Consider the following 17,186-nt stretch of genomic DNA (forward strand, 5'->3'; position numbering starts at 1 on the left):
AGTGACTAACGCTCACTGCGTTGACTGAGCGCGTGCGGGAACACGATTCGAAAACAACCACCGCGGCGATTTTGCACATAGGACAATTTCAGTCGGTTGGCTTCACACAGTTCCTTGGCAATATAAAGGCCTAAACCGGTGCCGCTGTGTTCGGTGGTGTAAAAGGGTTCAAACAGGTTTTTAATCTGATCGCCGGGGACGCCCAGCCCCTCATCTTCGATATCAAGATAGTATTGTTCACTGCCCGACAGTTCGCCGGTGCTGAGCCTAAGCCGACGCTGTCCGACCTGCAGACCACTATAATATAGACCATTGGCGATAAGATTGTGCAACGCCTGTTTGATTTGGTGAATATCGATGTGCATGTTGAAATTAACCTCGACGGCAATTTCAATTTGGTCCTGCTGACGTTCTGTTTCGAGTTCGCGTTCCGCCAAGCACTGTTCGATTAGGGCGGCCGCAGCGATACTGCTAATTTGTTTGGGTCGTCGGCGCGACAATTCCAGAATGGTCTCGATGATTGTATTGACCCGCTGAGAGTGGGTGTGAATCATCGCCAATAAACGCTTATCGGCTTCTGCCAAGGCCGGTGCTTCATCGAGCAACTGGGCGGCATGGCTGATCGCACCCAATGGGTTGCGTATTTCGTGAGCGATCGAGGCGGTCAGGCGACCAAGCGAGGCCAGTTTTAGCTGTTGCGCCTGCTGTTGCATCCGACCGGAGTCCTCCAAGAAAATAATCAGGTCACTGGTTTGCGTCGCGTGCAGTCGGGCAATATTGACGCTCACCCCGGGATGCTCGGTATCGGCCTGAATCGGTTCGATCTCGTTATGGGGGTTGCGTTGCCAACTGGCCAACCGATCCTGCAGGGACTGGCTGAGCCAGAAAGGGGGGGTATCGGTCTCCTTGAGCAGGTCGCGCGCAGCATCATTCATCAAACGAATCGCGCCCTCGCTGGTGACCACTATGATGCCGGTGCGCAGCCGCTGGACGATCAGCTCATTGAGATGGCGCAGGTCGAGAATGGTATCGGCTTGGACTCGAGCCAGCTGCTCGGTTTTTTTTACCCGTTGGCCAACATATTGTAAGAAGAGGGTCTCGGCAAAATAACCCAGACCCAGCAAGGCGGCCTGCAATAGATCCCTAGTGGCGCCGTCGAGCGGTAATATTTCGGTATAGACCACACTGGAGGTGGCGGTAGCGGCCACTAACAGGCTCTGCCGCAAGGGTAGGAGTAGCCCCCCGATGCCAACGCTAATCAACATTAGGCTGCCGAAGCCGCTGTCGACGCCGCCGCTGTAACGCAAGATCAGCATCAGCAGCAGGATATCGGTGATCAATAGAACGGTGATCGGTGTTTTCGATAGCTGCTCATTCACCGTTAATAGCATGCCCAGTATGGTCAGGATTAAATAGACCAAGGTCGCCAATTGCATGGACTCAGGGTTGGGGCTGGGCAGCAGCTCTTTTGCGGTCTCCGGTAACAGCGCCAGAACACAGAGGCCGGTCGCCAAGATCAGCCGGAAGATACCGAAAGCGAACAACAGCTGTTGGACGCGAAAAACGGGTTGACTGAGTCGGATGCTAAAGCTCATGTCGGGGCTTCTTTTTCAGGCCCCGGTGACGATAAAGATCACCGGTCGCGGTGTTAATAGGGTAGAAACCTTGTTCTGCGGCGAAACAGGCTTCACAATATGGTAATTACCTCCTTAGAGTAGTCTATGAACATACGTGTGGCGCTGGCCCAGCATCGTTTTCCGGTTGGGGACATAGACGGCAACGTCAGTAAAATATTGCTCTTGGCCCAACAGGCCATCGATCAACAGGCCGACATGGTGGTGTTTCCGGAACTGACATTGACCGGTTATCCGCCGGAAGACCTGCTCTTGCGCCCCAGCCTGGGTAAGCGGGTCAGTGATGGTTTACATCGCCTGTTCGACGCCAAACTGCCCATTGCCATCGTCGTCGGTTACCCCCAGCGGGAAGACGGCAAGCTGTTTAACAAGGCCATGGTGATCGACCATGGCCAGGTCATTGCCGACTACCGCAAGCAGCATCTGCCCAACTACCAAGTGTTTGATGAGAAACGCTACTTTCAGAAAGGCACGCAAACCTGCGTCTTTAGTTTTAAAGGCGCTCAGATAGCCCTAAGTATTTGCGAAGATATCTGGTACGACGGCCCCGCGCGCAGGGCCTTCGAAGCCGGTGCCATGATAAACATCAATATTAATGGCAGCCCCTATTCGATCAATCGCACCGCGGAACGGCATGAACAGGTGACTAAGGTCGTCAAGCAATGGCCGATGACCACCCTCTATGTCAATCATATAGGTGGCCAGGATGAGCTGGTGTTCGATGGCGGCTCCTTTGTTGTCAATCCTAATGGTGATGTCGCCCATACTCTGGCGCTGTTTAAGGAGAGCCTAGCGCTGGTCGATTTAACCTCGGTGGCCGGCCAATGGTGCGTAGTGGCGCCCTCGATTGCGCCGGAGCCCTCTAACTCGGCTGCCTTGTACGAGGCGTTGAAAGTCGGCTTGGCCGACTATGTTAATCGCAACGGCTTTTCAGGCATCGTGCTGGGCATGTCCGGGGGCATCGACTCGGCCCTCAGCGCCGCCATTGCCGTCGACGCCCTGGGCGCCGATCGCGTGATGGGGGTGATGATGCCTTACCACTATACCGCCAAGATCTCCCTAGAGGACGCCGAGGCCGAAGCGAAAAACCTAGGCATTCGCTATGAAGTGTTGCCTATAGGCGATGCCTTTGAAACGGCGTTGAGCACCCTAAAACCAGCCTTTGGTGACAAGCCGGTCGATGTTACCGAGCAAAATATGCAATCGCGTATGCGCGGTGTCTTCTTGATGGCGCTGTCCAATAAACTCGGCTTTATGGTGCTGACCACCGGGAACAAGAGTGAACTGGCGGTTGGCTATGCCACCCTCTACGGCGACATGTGCGGCGGCTATAACTGCCTGAAGGATGTCCCTAAGACGTGGGTCTATACCCTGTCCAATTGGCGCAATGAACAGAGCCCGGTGATCCCGGAGCGGGTCATTACCCGGCCGCCCTCGGCGGAATTGGCACCGGATCAGCTCGATGAGGATAGCTTGCCGCCTTATCCGATACTGGATGAAATTATCGAACGCTATGTCGAACGGGATGAAAGCCTCGATGCTATCGTCGCCGCCGGCTTTGACTACGACACTGTGTATCGGATCGTACGGCTGATCGACCTCAACGAATACAAACGCCGACAGGCACCAGAAGGGGTTCGGGTCTCCAAACGCGGTTTCGGCCGCGATCGGCGTTACCCGATCACCCATGGCTGGAAACCAGGAAACTAGCCGTAATGATTAATATTTTATGGGATCTAGACGGTACGCTGATCGACTCGATGGCGGTAATCGCCCGTTGTTTAAATCAAACTTCAGAGCACTTCGACCGTGGCCCAGTACCGGCGGCCCAGATCCGTTCGATGATCGGTCCGGAATTGGGTGTGTCGCTCGGCCGCATATTGGATACTCAGGATGCCGAGCAGATCCAACGCGCGAAAGACTTTTACCGCTCCTGTTATCAGTACAGCTTGCACGACAGCCCGGTTTACCCCGGCATGCTCGAGGTGCTGCAGCACTGTAACCGAATCGGTGTACGGCAGTTTATTGCTACGGCCAAGTATCAGCTCTATGCCGAACAGATTATCGCCCACAGCGGCCTGGCCGAGTTCTTTACCGGGATCTATGGTTCGACCGAAAGCGGTCAATACGGCGACAAGAAAGAACTACTGGCCTGGTTGCTGGCCGAAGAGAAGCTCAAAGCCAGTGAAACGCTGATGATCGGCGATACGGCCTATGATGTCGCCGCAGGGCGCCACCATGATCTGACATCACTGGGGGTCTTATGGGGCTATAGTGACGCGCCCACTCTGCTCGCAGCCGGTGCGCACCAATGTGTTGCGGCGCCTGAGGATCTGATGGCGGTAATCAAGGGTTCCACGATGGCGTTTTGCTAGCCTCGCTGAGAGGTGCACGACGGCTTGGTTAAGCCGTCGTTGCGCTATTCAGACGCTAGCTGGTTAGACCCAAGGTTAACAGCTTGACCCACCAGCGGTCTTCGGCCCACTTGGGCGCTTGGTAGCTGCCGGAAGCGAATACCGCATGGTCCGGATAGGTTGTTTGCAGGCGGGTTAGAGTGATCTGTCGATCTTTATCGAGTTCCAGCGCGCCATAGGCTTCTGTTAAGACCACGAGGGCATCTGCCTCGGCGCTAACACCCGGATAGTGTTGAATCACCACCTGAGCGCGTTCCGCGGCGGCAACCCAGGCGCCACGCCGGATGTAGAAGTCGGCAACAATCAACTCATGGCGCGCCAGGGCGTCCTTCAGGACGATCATCGCGGTCAGGGCCGGTTCTCGATAAACACTCTCTGGAAATTGGTCGCTAAACTCCAGTAGCGCGAAAAAGGCTTTTTGGCCCTGCTCTGGCGATCGCATCGCCGGATCCACCTTGCCAAAAATGCCTCGATTGGCAAGAAACAATCGGTAATAGCTCATCGAGCGCAGAAACCAGGCGTAATCGACCGACGGGTAATCCGGATTTAAGCGCGTAAAGCGATCCGCCTCGATCAGTGCCGTGGCGAAGTCATTGGACTGATAGCGGGCGTAAATTAGATCCAGAGCACTGGCCTGGGCGAAACGACCAAACGGGAAACGGCTTTGCAGATCGGTTAAACGTTCGATGGCTAAGCTGTAATTGCGTTGGTCGAGATAGGTTTGCGCGGCCTCATAATAGCCCGATTCGGTGTCTTTCACCTTGTTTCCGAACGAGGCGCAGCCGGTTAAGAGGACCACAAACGCCAAAAAGGCTATTTGACTCACTTTTTTTGCGCTTTGCGCTACGGTAAACATGCTATCTCTCATTAAATCAGTAAAATGACTGCCATTGTAACCACAGGATACCCAAGCCTCCAATGACTGATACCACAGATTCCATCAAGGAAACGAAAATTGTCCCCCTTGACCAAGGGCACAAACGTTTCGATCAGGTAGCTGCACTGCTTTTTGATGACTACTCGCGTTCCAGAATACAGAACTGGATCAGTGGCGGGCAGCTGACGGTAGATGGTAAGACCAGACGCAATCGAGACAAGCTGATCGGGGGCGAAACGCTGGTGCTCGACGCTGTGCTAGAGGTAAATGAAGGCTGGGCAGCACAGTCTATTGAACTCAACGTGGTTTACGAAGACGAGCATATCATCGTGATCAATAAACCCGCCGGCCTGGTAGTTCATCCCGGCGCGGGGAATCCAGACGGGACCATGCTCAATGCACTACTCTATCGCTATCCGGAGCTTGCCTCCGTGCCGCGTGCCGGCATTGTCCACCGGCTCGACAAGGACACCACCGGTCTGATGGTTGTGGCGCGAACGCTACAAGCCCAAACTGGGCTGGCGGAGCAACTGCAAGACCGAAGCATGGGGCGAGAGTATTCGGCCATCTGCATGGGGGTGATGATTTCCGGTGGTACGATCGACGCCCCGATCGACCGGCATCCGAAGCAGCGCACCAAGATGGCTGTTGCCCCTTTGACCATGGGCAAGGAAGCGGTCACTCACTATCGCGTGATCAAGCGCCTGCGCAATCACACCTTGGTGCGCTGTAAGCTGGAAACCGGCCGCACGCATCAGATTCGCGTACACATGTCGCACATTGGCAATCCGATTGTCGGCGACCCAGTGTATGCCGGCCGATCGCGCCTGCCTAAGGGCGTTACGCTCGAGGTTATGACGGTGATGAAGCGTTTCAAACGACAGGCTTTACACGCCGGCTATCTGGAGCTCATTCATCCGCAAACGGGGCTGCAAATGCATTGGGAAGCAGATATCCCCGCCGACTTCCAAGAACTGCTCGATGAGATGGAACATGAATTGAAGGTCTATGGTACCGAGTTCGACCTGTGAGTTTTGAGTTTGCGCCCTGGCCCTTACCGGCCAACGTTCAGGCCGGATGGACCACTCGGCAAGGCGGCGTGAGCCAAGCACCCTTTGGATCTTTTAATCTGGCCCATCATGTCGGTGAGTCAGCCTCGACGGTCGCCACCAATCGCCGGCTATTGCGTCAGCGATTGCCCGGTGCGCCGACTGTCACCTGGTTGCATCAGACACACACCAATCGCGTCGTCCACGTGGCTGCCGCCGATCCCCAGCAGGGCCAAGACGGCAGTTATTGCACCGCCGTCGGATCCGCTTGCTGTGTTATGACGGCAGACTGTTTGCCGGTGTTTTTCTGGCGCGCCGATGGTGCCCAGGTGGCCATAGCCCATGCCGGTTGGCGCGGGTTGGCCGACCATATCCTCTTGGCCACTCTGGCGAACTTTGACCGAGCTGATCGAGTCTATTGTGGCATCGGACCGGCGATCGGTCCGAAGGCCTTCGAAGTCGGCCCGGAGGTTAGGGCGATGTTCAACAGTTGGCCCGGCTATGAGCAATTTTTCACGCCGCGCGGCAGCAAATACCTCTGTGATCTGGCCGGGCTGGCAGCATCCCAACTCACCGCTGCAGGCGTACAACGCGTCTATCGATCGAATGCCTGTACCGTGCAAAACCCGGAACTTTATTACTCCTATCGCCGGGACGGTCAAACGGGTCGCATGGCCAATTTGATTTGGAAAATGGCGCGTTAAGTCGGTTCAGCTGGGCTTGATTCCGGTCCCTTAGCCCTCATTTATGTAACAGACTTATAAACGTCAGATTAGGGTAATAGTATGCGTATTGATCGTCTTACCAGCAGCTTACAGTTGGCATTATCCGATGCACAGTCGATTGCACTGGGCCAGAACCACAGCTTTATCGAACCGGTCCATCTGCTGATCGCGTTGCTCAATCAAAAAAACACCTCTATAGCCGCCGTGCTGAAAAAAGCCGGCGCGACTGTGGCTAAATTAAAGGCTGCGGCCGATACGCAGTTGCAGCAACTGCCGGAAATAAGCGGGTCCGACGATGACGTGCATATGTCCAATGACCTGGGTCGAGTGCTGAATCGGGCCGATAAGTTATCGCAACAACGTAAAGATCAATTTATAGCCAGCGAGCTGGTACTCTTGGCCATGTTGCAGGACCGGTCGCGCATTGCCAAAACCTTGCAGGAAGCCGGACTGGTCGAAGTTGTCTTGCAGCAGGCCATTGACGATATGCGCAATGGCGAGTCGGTGTCCAGCGCCGACGCCGAGGAGAGCCGGCAAGCCTTAGACAAGTATACCGTCGATCTAACCGCTCGCGCCGAAGCGGGCCAGCTCGATCCAGTGATCGGCCGGGACGATGAAATTCGCCGGACCATCCAAGTGCTGCAACGCCGGCGCAAAAATAATCCGGTCTTAATTGGCGAGCCCGGGGTCGGTAAGACCGCCATCGTCGAAGGCTTGGCGCAACGCATCATCAATGGTGAAGTGCCGGAAAGCTTGAAGAATAAGCGCGTGCTGTCGCTCGATCTGGCGGCGCTGGTGGCCGGTGCCAAGTTCCGCGGTGAGTTCGAAGAACGACTCAAGGCGGTATTAAATGAATTGGCCAAGCAGGACGGCCAGATCATCCTCTTTATCGACGAATTGCATACTGTGGTCGGTGCCGGTAAAGGCGACGGCGCCATGGATGCCGGCAATATGCTTAAGCCGGCGCTGGCGCGAGGCGAATTGCATTGTGTTGGCGCGACCACCCTGAACGAATATCGCCAATATATTGAAAAAGACGGCGCCTTGGAGCGTCGCTTCCAGAAAGTTCTGGTCGACGAACCCAATGAAGAAGATACCATCGCCATCTTGCGCGGCCTAAAAGAGCGCTATGAAGTGCATCATGGGGTAACCATAACCGACGGTGCCATTATTGCGGCGGTCAAGTTGTCCCAGCGTTATATCTCCGATCGCCAGCTGCCCGACAAGGCCATCGATCTGATTGACGAGTCGGCAAGCCGAATCCGCATGGAGATTGACTCCAAACCGGAGTCGATGGATCGACTCGAACGCAAACTGATTCAATTAAAAATCGAGGCCGAGGCGCTGAAGAAAGAAAGCGATCCCCAGGTGCGCTTATCTCTGGCGCGACTGCATGAATCGATTGCCGAATTGGAACGGGAATATTTCGACCTGGAAGAAATATGGCTGGCTGAAAAGGCTGCCGTGCAGGGCTCGCAGCACGTCAAAGAACAGCTTGAACAAGCCCGAGCGGAACTGGAGGCCGCTCGCCGGGCCAGCGATCTGACTAAGATGTCGGAATTGCAGTACGGCCGTATTCCAGAACTGGAGAAACAACTCGATATGGCCGCTCAGGCCGAGATGATGGATATGCAGTTGCTGCAGTATCGGGTAACCGATGAATCGATCGCCAATGTGATTTCGCGCTGGACCGGCATCCCAGTCGACAAGATGCTCGAAGGTGAACGTGACAAACTGTTGCGCATGGAAGAGGTCTTGCATACCCAGTTGATCGGCCAGCATGAGGCGGTGGTCGCGGTATCAAACGCCATCCGGCGCTCGCGTTCGGGCCTGTCCGATCCGGATCGACCCAATGGCTCCTTTCTCTTCTTGGGACCAACCGGCGTCGGTAAGACAGAGCTGTGTAAGGCGCTGGCCAACTTCCTGTTCGATACCACGGACGCGATGGTGCGCATCGATATGTCCGAATTTATGGAGAAGCACTCGGTCGCGCGTTTGATCGGCGCGCCGCCGGGTTATATCGGTTATGAAGAGGGGGGTTATTTAACCGAGGCGGTGCGCCGTAAACCTTACTCGGTGATCCTGCTCGATGAAGTCGAAAAGGCCCATGGCGATGTCTTTAATATACTGTTGCAGGTCCTCGATGACGGTCGCCTGACCGACGGGCAGGGTCGCACCGTCGATTTCCGTAATACTGTTATTGTGATGACCTCCAACTTGGGTTCAGAACAGATTCAGCAGCTCTCGGACGCGGCCCAGTATGATGAAATGAAAGCCGCGGTGATGACGGTCGTGGGCGGCTATTTCCGACCGGAGTTTATCAACCGACTCGACGAGGTCGTGGTCTTTCATCCGCTCGCGCGTGAGCAGATACAGGGCATCGCGAAAATCCAATTGGCGCAGCTGCATCGTCGCCTGACCGAGCAGGAGCTGGGCCTGAGCATCAGCGATGCGGTGCTCGATAAGCTCTGTGCCGCCGGCTTCGATCCGGTCTACGGGGCGCGGCCGCTCAAGCGGGCGATCCAACGTGAATTGGAAAATCCGCTAGCGTCGGCTTTACTTAGGGGCGACTTCAGCCGGGGGGATCATATTCAGGCCGACTTGATCGACGCTCAGGTGGTATTTAAGCCCCTAAAGCCGAGTACCCACTAAGCCGATCTCGGTCCGACCGCCATTTAGCGATGGACATTCTTTGATCAGTCGCTAAAATGGAGCTCGAGACCGATCAATACCGATCTGTCCGTGCAACAAGGTTACAGGCAGCAATATCGACGTCGGAGTTGTTGGATATGAAATCCACAAACGGTCGGTTGTGTTGATGCTTAGGTTTACCGACCTAAACGTTTGAACACAGGCTGAAGAAGAGCTGATAAAGCGAACGCGTTCCTGTACCACAGCAAAGGTCTACAAACATGTCAAAATCGTCGCTTCAGCCAGAATTGCTTTCTGGTGGTGAAATGCTCTGTCGTGCGCTGCATGACGAGGGTGTCGAATTCATTTACGGTTATCCGGGTGGCTCGGTGCTGCATATTTATGACGCGTTGCACCATCAGTCCAAGATTAAACATGTGTTGGTGCGCCATGAACAGGCCGCCACCCATATGGCTGACGCCTATGCCCGTGCGTCGGGCAAGGCTGGTGTCGTACTGGTGACTTCAGGACCGGGGGCGACCAACGCCATCACCGGGATTGCCACAGCCTATATGGACTCCATTCCGATGGTGATTATTACCGGCCAGGTGATGAGTCATCTGATCGGCGGCGATGCTTTTCAAGAAACCGACATGATGGGTATTTCACGGCCGGTGGTGAAGCACAATATGATGGTGCGTGACCCGAAAGACATTCCGATGTTGATCAAGAAGGCCTTCTATTTGGCCGAAAGCGGTCGCCCGGGTCCGGTGGTCATCGACATCCCCAAAGATATGACCATGCCCAACCAAAAGTTTCCGTACATTTATCCGGAGCGTATCAAGATGCGCTCATACAATCCGGTAAAAAAGGGCCACAGCGGTCAAATTCGTAAAGCCGTTACGTTGATGATGCAAGCCAAGAAGCCGGTAATCTATGCCGGTGGTGGCGTTATCTTGGGCCGTGCCTCCGACGAACTGACGAAAATGGCACATCTGTTGAACTTTCCGGTGACCAATACCTTGATGGGCCTAGGGTGTTTCCCCGGGACCGATGAGCAGTTTATCGGCATGTTAGGCATGCACGGTACCTACGAGTCGAATATGGCCATGCACAATGCCGATCTGATTATCGCCATTGGCGCTCGGCTGGACGATCGGGTAACGAACAAGGTTTCAAAGTTTTGCCCTGACGCGAAATTGATCCATATCGACATCGATCCAACCACGATCTCCAAACACATAGCCGCCGATGTCCCTATCGTCGGGCCGGTTAAATCGGTGTTGATTGAAATGCTTGAGCAGCTTGAGCAAAGCGGTCAGCAAATCGATGATGCCGCGCTGGATCAGTGGTGGGCGCAGATTGACGAATGGCGTACCCGTCACGGTGGGCGCTATCGCACCGACGACTCGACCAAGATGAAGCCGCAGTTTGTGATCGAGACCCTGGCCCGTGTCACCAAGGGCGACGCCTATATCTGTACCGACGTTGGCCAGCATCAGATGTTTGCCGCTCAGTATTACAAGTTTAATAAGCCCAATCGCTGGATCAATTCCGGTGGCCTGGGCACCATGGGCTTTGGTTTACCGGCGGCTATGGGTGTGCAGATTAACTACCCAGAGGCTGATGTGGTTTGCGTCACCGGTGAAGGCTCTATTCAGATGAACATTCAAGAGCTGTCGACCTGCAAACAGTACGGTTTGCCAGTCAAGATTGTTTGTCTGAACAACGGCTACCTGGGCATGGTGCGCCAATGGCAGGATATGAATTACGAATCGCGTTATTCCAACTCCTACATGGATTCGTTGCCTGATTTTGTCAAACTGGCCGAAAGTTACGGCCACGTCGGCTTTGTTGTCGAAAGCGCCGATCAGCTGGAAAGCACGCTGATTGAAGCCATGGCGATTCGGGATAAGGCGGTCTTCGTCGATGTACGGATCGATCCGGACGAGCACGTCTATCCGATGCAGGTGCCCAATGGGTCCATGTGCGACATGTTCTTAAGCAAGACGGAGCGTACCTGATGAGACACATACTATCGGTATTAATGGAAAATGAATCGGGCGCCCTGGCGCGCCTAGTAGGCTTGTTCGCTCAACGCGGCTACAACATCGATTCACTCAATGTTGCGCCAACCGATGACCCGACCTTGTCGCGTTTGACCCTGGTTACGCATGGGGACGAACAAATGGTGGAGCAAATCACCAAGCAGCTGAACAAGCTGGTCGAAGTAGTAAAGGTGGTTGATCTGACCGAAGGTGGGCATGTCGAGCGCGGTCTGATGCTCGTCAAGGTTCGCGCCACGGGCGCTCAGCGCGAAGAGGTTAAACGTACCACCGACATCTTTCGAGCACAGATTGTCGATGTATCGCCGACCACCTTTACCATCATGGTAACCGGAGAGGAAGAGAAACTGGCGGCGTTCCTCGAGGCGCTAGCGGGCACAACCATTATGGAAGTAGCCCGTACTGGAGTCTCCGGTGTCGCTCGGGGTGAAAAGGTCCTCAGCGTCTAAGGCGATATCGACTGAAAGGGTATCGAAGCGCTCAAGGTGAGCGCTTTTTTTTGTCCGCGCGTATAGCCAAGACAAAAAAAACCCACACTAGGTGTGGGTTAATACTCGTTCCCTTTTGAGGAGCTCACTGAGTTCTGTTGACCGGCTTACGCCTCGACGATGCGCTTCATATCGGTCATATAGCCGCGTAATTCTTCACCGATGTATTCGATCGGATGGTTACGAATGGCGTCGTTCGCCTGTACCAGGGTCAAATTGTCTACCGAGTTAGAAGCAGCCTTCATGCCCTTGCCGATCACATCGGTGCCGATACCAGGCATGAAATGTTCAGCCAATAGCGGTACGGCGGCATGGGCGAAGAGGTAGTTACCATATTCAGCGGTATCGCTGATCACCACATTCATTTCATACAGCTTCTTGCGCGCGACCGTATTGGCAATGAGCGGTAACTCATGTAACGACTCGTAATAGGCGCTTTCTTCGATAATGCCGCTTTCAACCATGGTTTCAAAGGCCAGTTCAACACCGGATTTGACCATCGCAATCATCAGAATGCCGTTGTCGAAATAGTCCTGCTCGTCCAGGTCGTTCACCGCCGCAGGAGCCTGTTCAAAGGCAGTTTGGCCGGTCTCTTCGCGCCAGCGCAACAGATCCTTATCATTGGCATCCCAATCGGCCATCATGGTGGTAGAGAAATGACCACTGATGATATCGTCTTGATGCTTGCGGAACAGGGGTCGCATCAATTCTTTCAGGGTTTCTGACAATTCAAAGGCACGCAATTTGGCGGGATTGTCGAGGCGATCCATCATATTGGTGATGCCACCGAGCTTGAGCGCTTCGGTAATAGTTTCCCAGCCAAACTGAACCAATTTGGCGGCGTAGCTGCTGTCGACACCCTCTGCGATCATCTTGTCGTAGCAGAGAATCGAACCGGCTTGCAACATGCCGCACAGGATAGTCTGTTCGCCCATCAGATCGGACTTCACTTCGGCAACAAAGGAGCTCTGCAGCACGCCGGCACGATGACCGCCGGTTGCGGCAGCCCATGCCTTGGCGATCGCCATGCCATTGCCTTGTGGATCGTTTTCAGGATGCACGGCGATCAACGTCGGGACACCGAAACCACGTTTGTATTCTTCACGCACTTCAGTACCAGGACATTTCGGCGCGACCATGACCACGGTGATATCGGCGCGAATCTTTTGGCCTACCTCAACGATATTAAAGCCATGTGAGTAACCCAGGGCTGCACCCTGCTTCATCAGTGGCATAACCGCTTCAACCACGGCAGAATGTTGCTTGTCGGGGGTTAGGTTAACGATCAAGTCGGCGTGGGGAATTAACTCTTCATAAGAGCCAACGGTAAAGCCGTTTTCATGCGCATTCTTCCATGACTGACGTTTTTCGGTGATCGCAGCCTGGCGTAAGGTATAGGCAACATCCAAGCCTGAGTCACGCATATTGAGGCCCTGATTCAAGCCCTGAGCGCCACAACCGACGATAACAACCTTCTTACCCTTTAAAAAATCGCACTCATCGGCAAATTCGTTGCGGTCCATAAATCGACACTGACCCAATTGCGCCAGCTGTTCACGTAAGTTAAGGGTGTTGAAATAATTATTCATTCTAATACCTGCCAAATCTGGATGTGGCTTCTGCCACGGTTGGATGCAGTTTAGCGAAAGCAGACGAGCGCTGAAAATGAATTGTTGGCAAGCGAGTGTTGCGGAAAATGACTTTCTGGTCGAGATTTACCGGCCAGCGTCCGAACAGGCCGTGATTTGGGGCTGCGAACGCCACTCGATCGTGCCATTCGGCCCTGCTAAGACATTAATAAACAGCCGTTCCGATGCCGCCTAGAGCCGTAAAGCCGACAGGTGCAAGCCAGTGCCTGAGTGCCCGTACAGAAACCCGCTTATTATTATTGCAAATGCTGCAACACAGTCGCTTCCGTGGCATAATTCGGCCCCTTATAGGAGAGGTCTATGGATCTTCGAGCGTTACGTCAATTTATACATCTGTCGCAAACCCTGCACTACGGTAAAACATCCGAGGCAATGCACGTCAGTCCATCTACATTGAGCCGCAGTATTGCGCGTTTGGAGGATGAGCTCGGTGCTACCCTATTTGAGCGGGATAACCGAACCGTGGTTCTGACCCAGGCGGGACGGCAGTTTCGGGAGTTCTCAGAGACGACCCTGACGCACTGGCAAGATCTTAAGCATCAGCTGAAAAATGATCCGATTGAATTGACCGGTCAAATACGGCTTTATTGCTCTGTCACCGCAACCTATTCGGTGATGTCAGAGCTACTGACCCGATTTCGTGGGGAATACCCAAACATCGAAGTGATACTGGAGACCGGCGATACCGCGCAAGCGATTCAACGGGTTATGGACGATGAGGTCGACATAGCCGTGGCCCCCTTGCCCGACCAATTGCCCAACCCGCTCTTGTTTAAGTCATTGGTGGTGACCTCATTAGACTTTATTGGACCGACTGCCGACGGGCCCGTCAGTGCGTTGTTGGCGCAAAATCCGATTCCTTGGGGGCAGGTGCCCTTTATTATGTCGGAATTTGGCCTGACCCGAAAACGGCTTGACCATTGGTTTCGGGGTTCGAGTATCAAACCCAAGGTCTATGCTCAGGTCGCCGGCCACGAAGCCATCGTCGCCATGGTCGGCTTAGGGTTAGGCGTTGGCGTTGTACCCGCCTTGGTGACCGAAAATAGCCCGCTTAAAGATAAGATTCGTACCATTGCGGTAGAGAAAAAGCTGCAGCCCTTCGACGTCGGTGTGTGTGTATTAAATCGGCGATTACAGGACCCGTTAGTCCATGCCTTTTGGAAGACGGCACAAAAAATTCAGCAAGAGAGTAACTAATGTCGACCAAAAATGAATCAATAGTAGAGCCAGAAACGGAAACGGAAACGGAAACGGAAACAGTCGCTGTCGCCGAGACCAACCTGCGCCGCGGGGTCTATTTGATCCCCAATCTATTAACCACCAGCGCTCTGTTTGCCGGCTTTTTTGCCATCATCTCGTCGATCAATGGTGACTTTGAAAAGGCCTGTATTGCCATCTTTGTCGCGCAATTGCTCGATGGAGCCGACGGTCGGGTGGCCCGGATGACCCATACACAATCGGAATTTGGTGCGCAATATGACAGCATGTCAGACTTGGTCGCCTTTGGTTTGGCTCCGGCGTTGTTAGCCTTTTTGTGGTCTTTGAATGGCCTAGGCCAGACCGGTTGGGTGCTAGCCTTTATTTTCGCCGCCAGTGGCGCGTTGCGCTTGGCCCGCTTTAATGTCCAAATCAGCAAAGTCGATAAGAAGTACTTTGTCGGTCTACCTAGCCCAGCAGGGGCTGCAGTGATCTGGTCGATCATCTGGTCGATGGAGGCTTTTGGTGTTAGTGGTAGTCAGCTAATCTGGTTTATGGCGATTTTAGTGCCGCTGGTCGGGGTGATGATGGTGAGCCCGATACGCTACTTTTCTTTTAAAGATATCAGCGCTCAGCGCCGAGTACCCTTCTTTGTTCTGTTGGCTATCGTGTTAGTGCTGGCCTTGGTGGCCCTGGATCCGCCTAGAGTTCTGCTCGGCTTCGCATTGACCTATGCCTTACACGGACCTATTCTGGAAGTGATAAAGTTTGTTACTGGAAAGAAAAGAAAGGCAACTTCTTCATAAGTCAGGGCCCCAGACTGGCTTTTTATTACTAGAGGCAGGCTAAATGGCCCGGACATTGATCGACACTGAAAATAACACCACCCCGCAGAGCGCGTTTCTAAATCGTCGCCAGATCATTCAAGGCGCGGGCGCTTTGGCGCTGACGACGGTGGGCGCGTCCTACTCGATGGCGGCGCAATCAACGGCGCCGACCTGGCTCGATAAAAAAATAGCCTCTACCGTCTACCGCAGCTACAACGCCGGTGAACCCCTAACCGATGCACAAGACGCCAAGCAGTATAACAATTTTTATGAGTTTGGCACCGGCAAGGGCGACCCGGCAAAATATGCCGACGAGTTCAATCCCTATCCTTGGCAGATTGAGGTTGGCGGCGAGTGCGACAACCCCGGCGTAATTTCATTGGAAGACCTAATTTCGAGTCAATCCTTGGAGGAACGCATTTATCGCATGCGCTGTGTTGAAGCCTGGTCGATGGTGTTGCCTTGGACTGGTATTGAGCTGGGTAAGGTATTACGCCAGTTTCAGCCCAACAGTCGAGCAAAGTATGTCGCCTTTGAGACCATTATTCGTAAAGACGAGATGCGCGGTCAAAAAGATCCCTTTTCCTTTATCGACTGGCCCTATGTAGAAGGCTTGCGCATAGACGAGGCGATGCACCCCTTGGCGTTCTTGGCCGTGGGTATGTATGGCGAAGCCTTGCCAGTGCAAAACGGTGCCCCGATTCGGTTGGTCGTGCCGTGGAAATACGGTTTTAAGAGCATTAAGTCGATCGTGCGCATTCGTTTTGTCGATGAGCAGCCCCCGACCACGTGGAATCTGTCCAATGCTAAGGAATACGGCTTTTACAGCAACGTCAATCCCGGCCGGTCCCATCCGCGCTGGAGTCAGGCGACCGAGCGGCGGATAGGGGCTAATGGTAAGATCGAAAGAATCCCGTCGCAACTCTTTAACGGCTACCCCGAAGTTGCCAGCCTGTATGACAAGATGGATCTAGGGCTGTTCTTTTGACGCTAATCACTAAGAGACTGGCTTGGTGGCTGATATTTTTGGCCGCAGCCAGTCCATCTCTGGTGCTGTTCTCACTTTACCTATTTAATCCTCGCAGTCTTGGGGTCGACCCCATAGAAGTGATACTCAAAGAGATGGGCGAGTGGGCCTTGCGTTTTTTGCTGCTATCGCTGGCCTGCTCACCCATTCGTCGGCTTGGTTGGAAGTCGATCGTGCGCTATCGACGTATGCTTGGGCTTTTTGCCTTCTACTACGCGTCGTTACATCTTTCGACCTACCTATTGGGTTGGATCGAACTGGACTGGCAGGTCTTTAGCGAAGACATCATTAAGCGACCCTTTATTTATTTAGGTATGATTTCCTGGAGCCTGTTGGCGATCCTTGCGCTAACTTCGCCCAAAGCGATGGTACGGCTGCTTAAAAAGCGTTGGAGCATAATTCATAAGTTGGTGTATCTCATTATTGCCCTGGTCTGGGTGCACCTGTGGCTGCAATCGCGGGCATCTGCCGGAGAAGCCGTACTTTATGGCGCACTTGCGCTGTTATTACTGGGCGAGCGAGTTTATCGCAAGGCCTCAGTTTATCGGGCGAAAGCCGCAAGATAGCGCCTGTGGGCCAATTTGCTCAGTTATTTGCACTTA

The 17,186-nt window shown here is 54.0% G+C and carries 14 protein-coding genes; 11 read left to right on the forward strand and 3 right to left on the reverse strand.

What is annotated here, in order from left to right; translation table 11 throughout:
• Positions 1–5: 5 nt before the first annotated feature.
• Positions 6–1,595 carry a sensor histidine kinase gene (locus tag AC4FIC_RS04555; RefSeq protein ID WP_100255991.1) on the reverse strand — a complete coding sequence of 530 codons (1,590 nt, stop codon included), beginning with the start codon at positions 1,593–1,595 and terminating at the stop codon, positions 6–8.
• Positions 1,596–1,721: 126 nt separating this feature from the next.
• On the opposite strand from AC4FIC_RS04555, the gene AC4FIC_RS04560 reads away from it, so the two are divergent.
• Entirely contained in the window at positions 1,722–3,344 is a 1,623-nt protein-coding gene (locus tag AC4FIC_RS04560) for an NAD+ synthase (protein ID WP_100255992.1), read from the forward strand.
• Positions 3,345–3,349: 5 nt separating this feature from the next.
• Positions 3,350–4,009 (forward strand): HAD family hydrolase, encoded by a 660-nt coding sequence (locus AC4FIC_RS04565; protein ID WP_100255993.1) that lies wholly within the window; start codon positions 3,350–3,352, stop codon positions 4,007–4,009.
• A gap of 55 nt (positions 4,010–4,064) precedes the next feature.
• Here the strand turns inward: AC4FIC_RS04565 and AC4FIC_RS04570 are convergent, their stop codons facing one another.
• Positions 4,065–4,904, reverse strand: a complete 840-nt coding sequence (locus AC4FIC_RS04570; RefSeq protein ID WP_158524268.1) for an outer membrane protein assembly factor BamD — start codon at positions 4,902–4,904, stop codon at positions 4,065–4,067.
• A 62-nt stretch (positions 4,905–4,966) separates the two neighbouring features.
• Between AC4FIC_RS04570 and rluD the strand changes: the two genes are divergently transcribed.
• The 5 genes from rluD (at position 4,967) to ilvN (ending at position 11,845) form a co-directional block, all read left to right on the forward strand.
• Positions 4,967–5,956, forward strand: coding sequence for a 23S rRNA pseudouridine(1911/1915/1917) synthase RluD (gene rluD, locus AC4FIC_RS04575; RefSeq protein ID WP_287419558.1), 990 nt, complete (start codon positions 4,967–4,969; stop codon positions 5,954–5,956).
• Entirely contained in the window at positions 5,953–6,678 is a 726-nt protein-coding gene (gene pgeF / locus AC4FIC_RS04580) for a peptidoglycan editing factor PgeF (protein ID WP_100255996.1), read from the forward strand. The genes rluD and pgeF overlap by 4 nt, the downstream gene beginning before the upstream one ends.
• A gap of 81 nt (positions 6,679–6,759) precedes the next feature.
• Positions 6,760–9,351 carry an ATP-dependent chaperone ClpB gene (gene clpB, locus AC4FIC_RS04585; RefSeq protein ID WP_100255997.1) on the forward strand — a complete coding sequence of 864 codons (2,592 nt, stop codon included), beginning with the start codon at positions 6,760–6,762 and terminating at the stop codon, positions 9,349–9,351.
• Between the two features lie 260 nt (positions 9,352–9,611).
• Positions 9,612–11,354 carry an acetolactate synthase 3 large subunit gene (locus AC4FIC_RS04590; RefSeq protein ID WP_100255998.1) on the forward strand — a complete coding sequence of 581 codons (1,743 nt, stop codon included), beginning with the start codon at positions 9,612–9,614 and terminating at the stop codon, positions 11,352–11,354.
• Entirely contained in the window at positions 11,354–11,845 is a 492-nt protein-coding gene (gene ilvN, locus AC4FIC_RS04595) for an acetolactate synthase small subunit (protein WP_100255999.1), read from the forward strand. The genes AC4FIC_RS04590 and ilvN overlap by 1 nt, the downstream gene beginning before the upstream one ends.
• 146 nt (positions 11,846–11,991) lie before the next feature.
• Here the strand turns inward: ilvN and ilvC are convergent, their stop codons facing one another.
• Entirely contained in the window at positions 11,992–13,473 is a 1,482-nt protein-coding gene (gene ilvC, locus AC4FIC_RS04600; RefSeq protein ID WP_100256000.1) for a ketol-acid reductoisomerase, read from the reverse strand.
• Between the two features lie 360 nt (positions 13,474–13,833).
• Here ilvC and ilvY point away from each other — a divergent pair, with 360 nt between their 5' ends.
• From ilvY to msrQ, 4 genes are read left to right on the forward strand one after another with little or no spacing between them, the layout of a single operon-like run.
• Positions 13,834–14,730: an HTH-type transcriptional activator IlvY gene (ilvY, locus tag AC4FIC_RS04605; protein ID WP_100256002.1), complete on the forward strand. Its 897-nt coding sequence runs from the start codon at positions 13,834–13,836 to the stop codon at positions 14,728–14,730.
• A complete protein-coding gene (gene pssA, locus AC4FIC_RS04610; protein WP_100256003.1) occupies positions 14,730–15,536 on the forward strand; it encodes a CDP-diacylglycerol--serine O-phosphatidyltransferase in 807 nt (268 codons plus the stop codon). The genes ilvY and pssA overlap by 1 nt, the downstream gene beginning before the upstream one ends.
• Before the next feature lie 43 nt (positions 15,537–15,579).
• A complete protein-coding gene (msrP, locus tag AC4FIC_RS04615; protein ID WP_475844719.1) occupies positions 15,580–16,545 on the forward strand; it encodes a protein-methionine-sulfoxide reductase catalytic subunit MsrP in 966 nt (321 codons plus the stop codon).
• A complete protein-coding gene (msrQ, locus tag AC4FIC_RS04620; RefSeq protein ID WP_145980212.1) occupies positions 16,542–17,150 on the forward strand; it encodes a protein-methionine-sulfoxide reductase heme-binding subunit MsrQ in 609 nt (202 codons plus the stop codon). The genes msrP and msrQ overlap by 4 nt, the downstream gene beginning before the upstream one ends.
• The last annotated feature ends 36 nt before the right edge of the window (positions 17,151–17,186 follow it).

This window comes from Reinekea sp. (assembly GCF_982785585.1).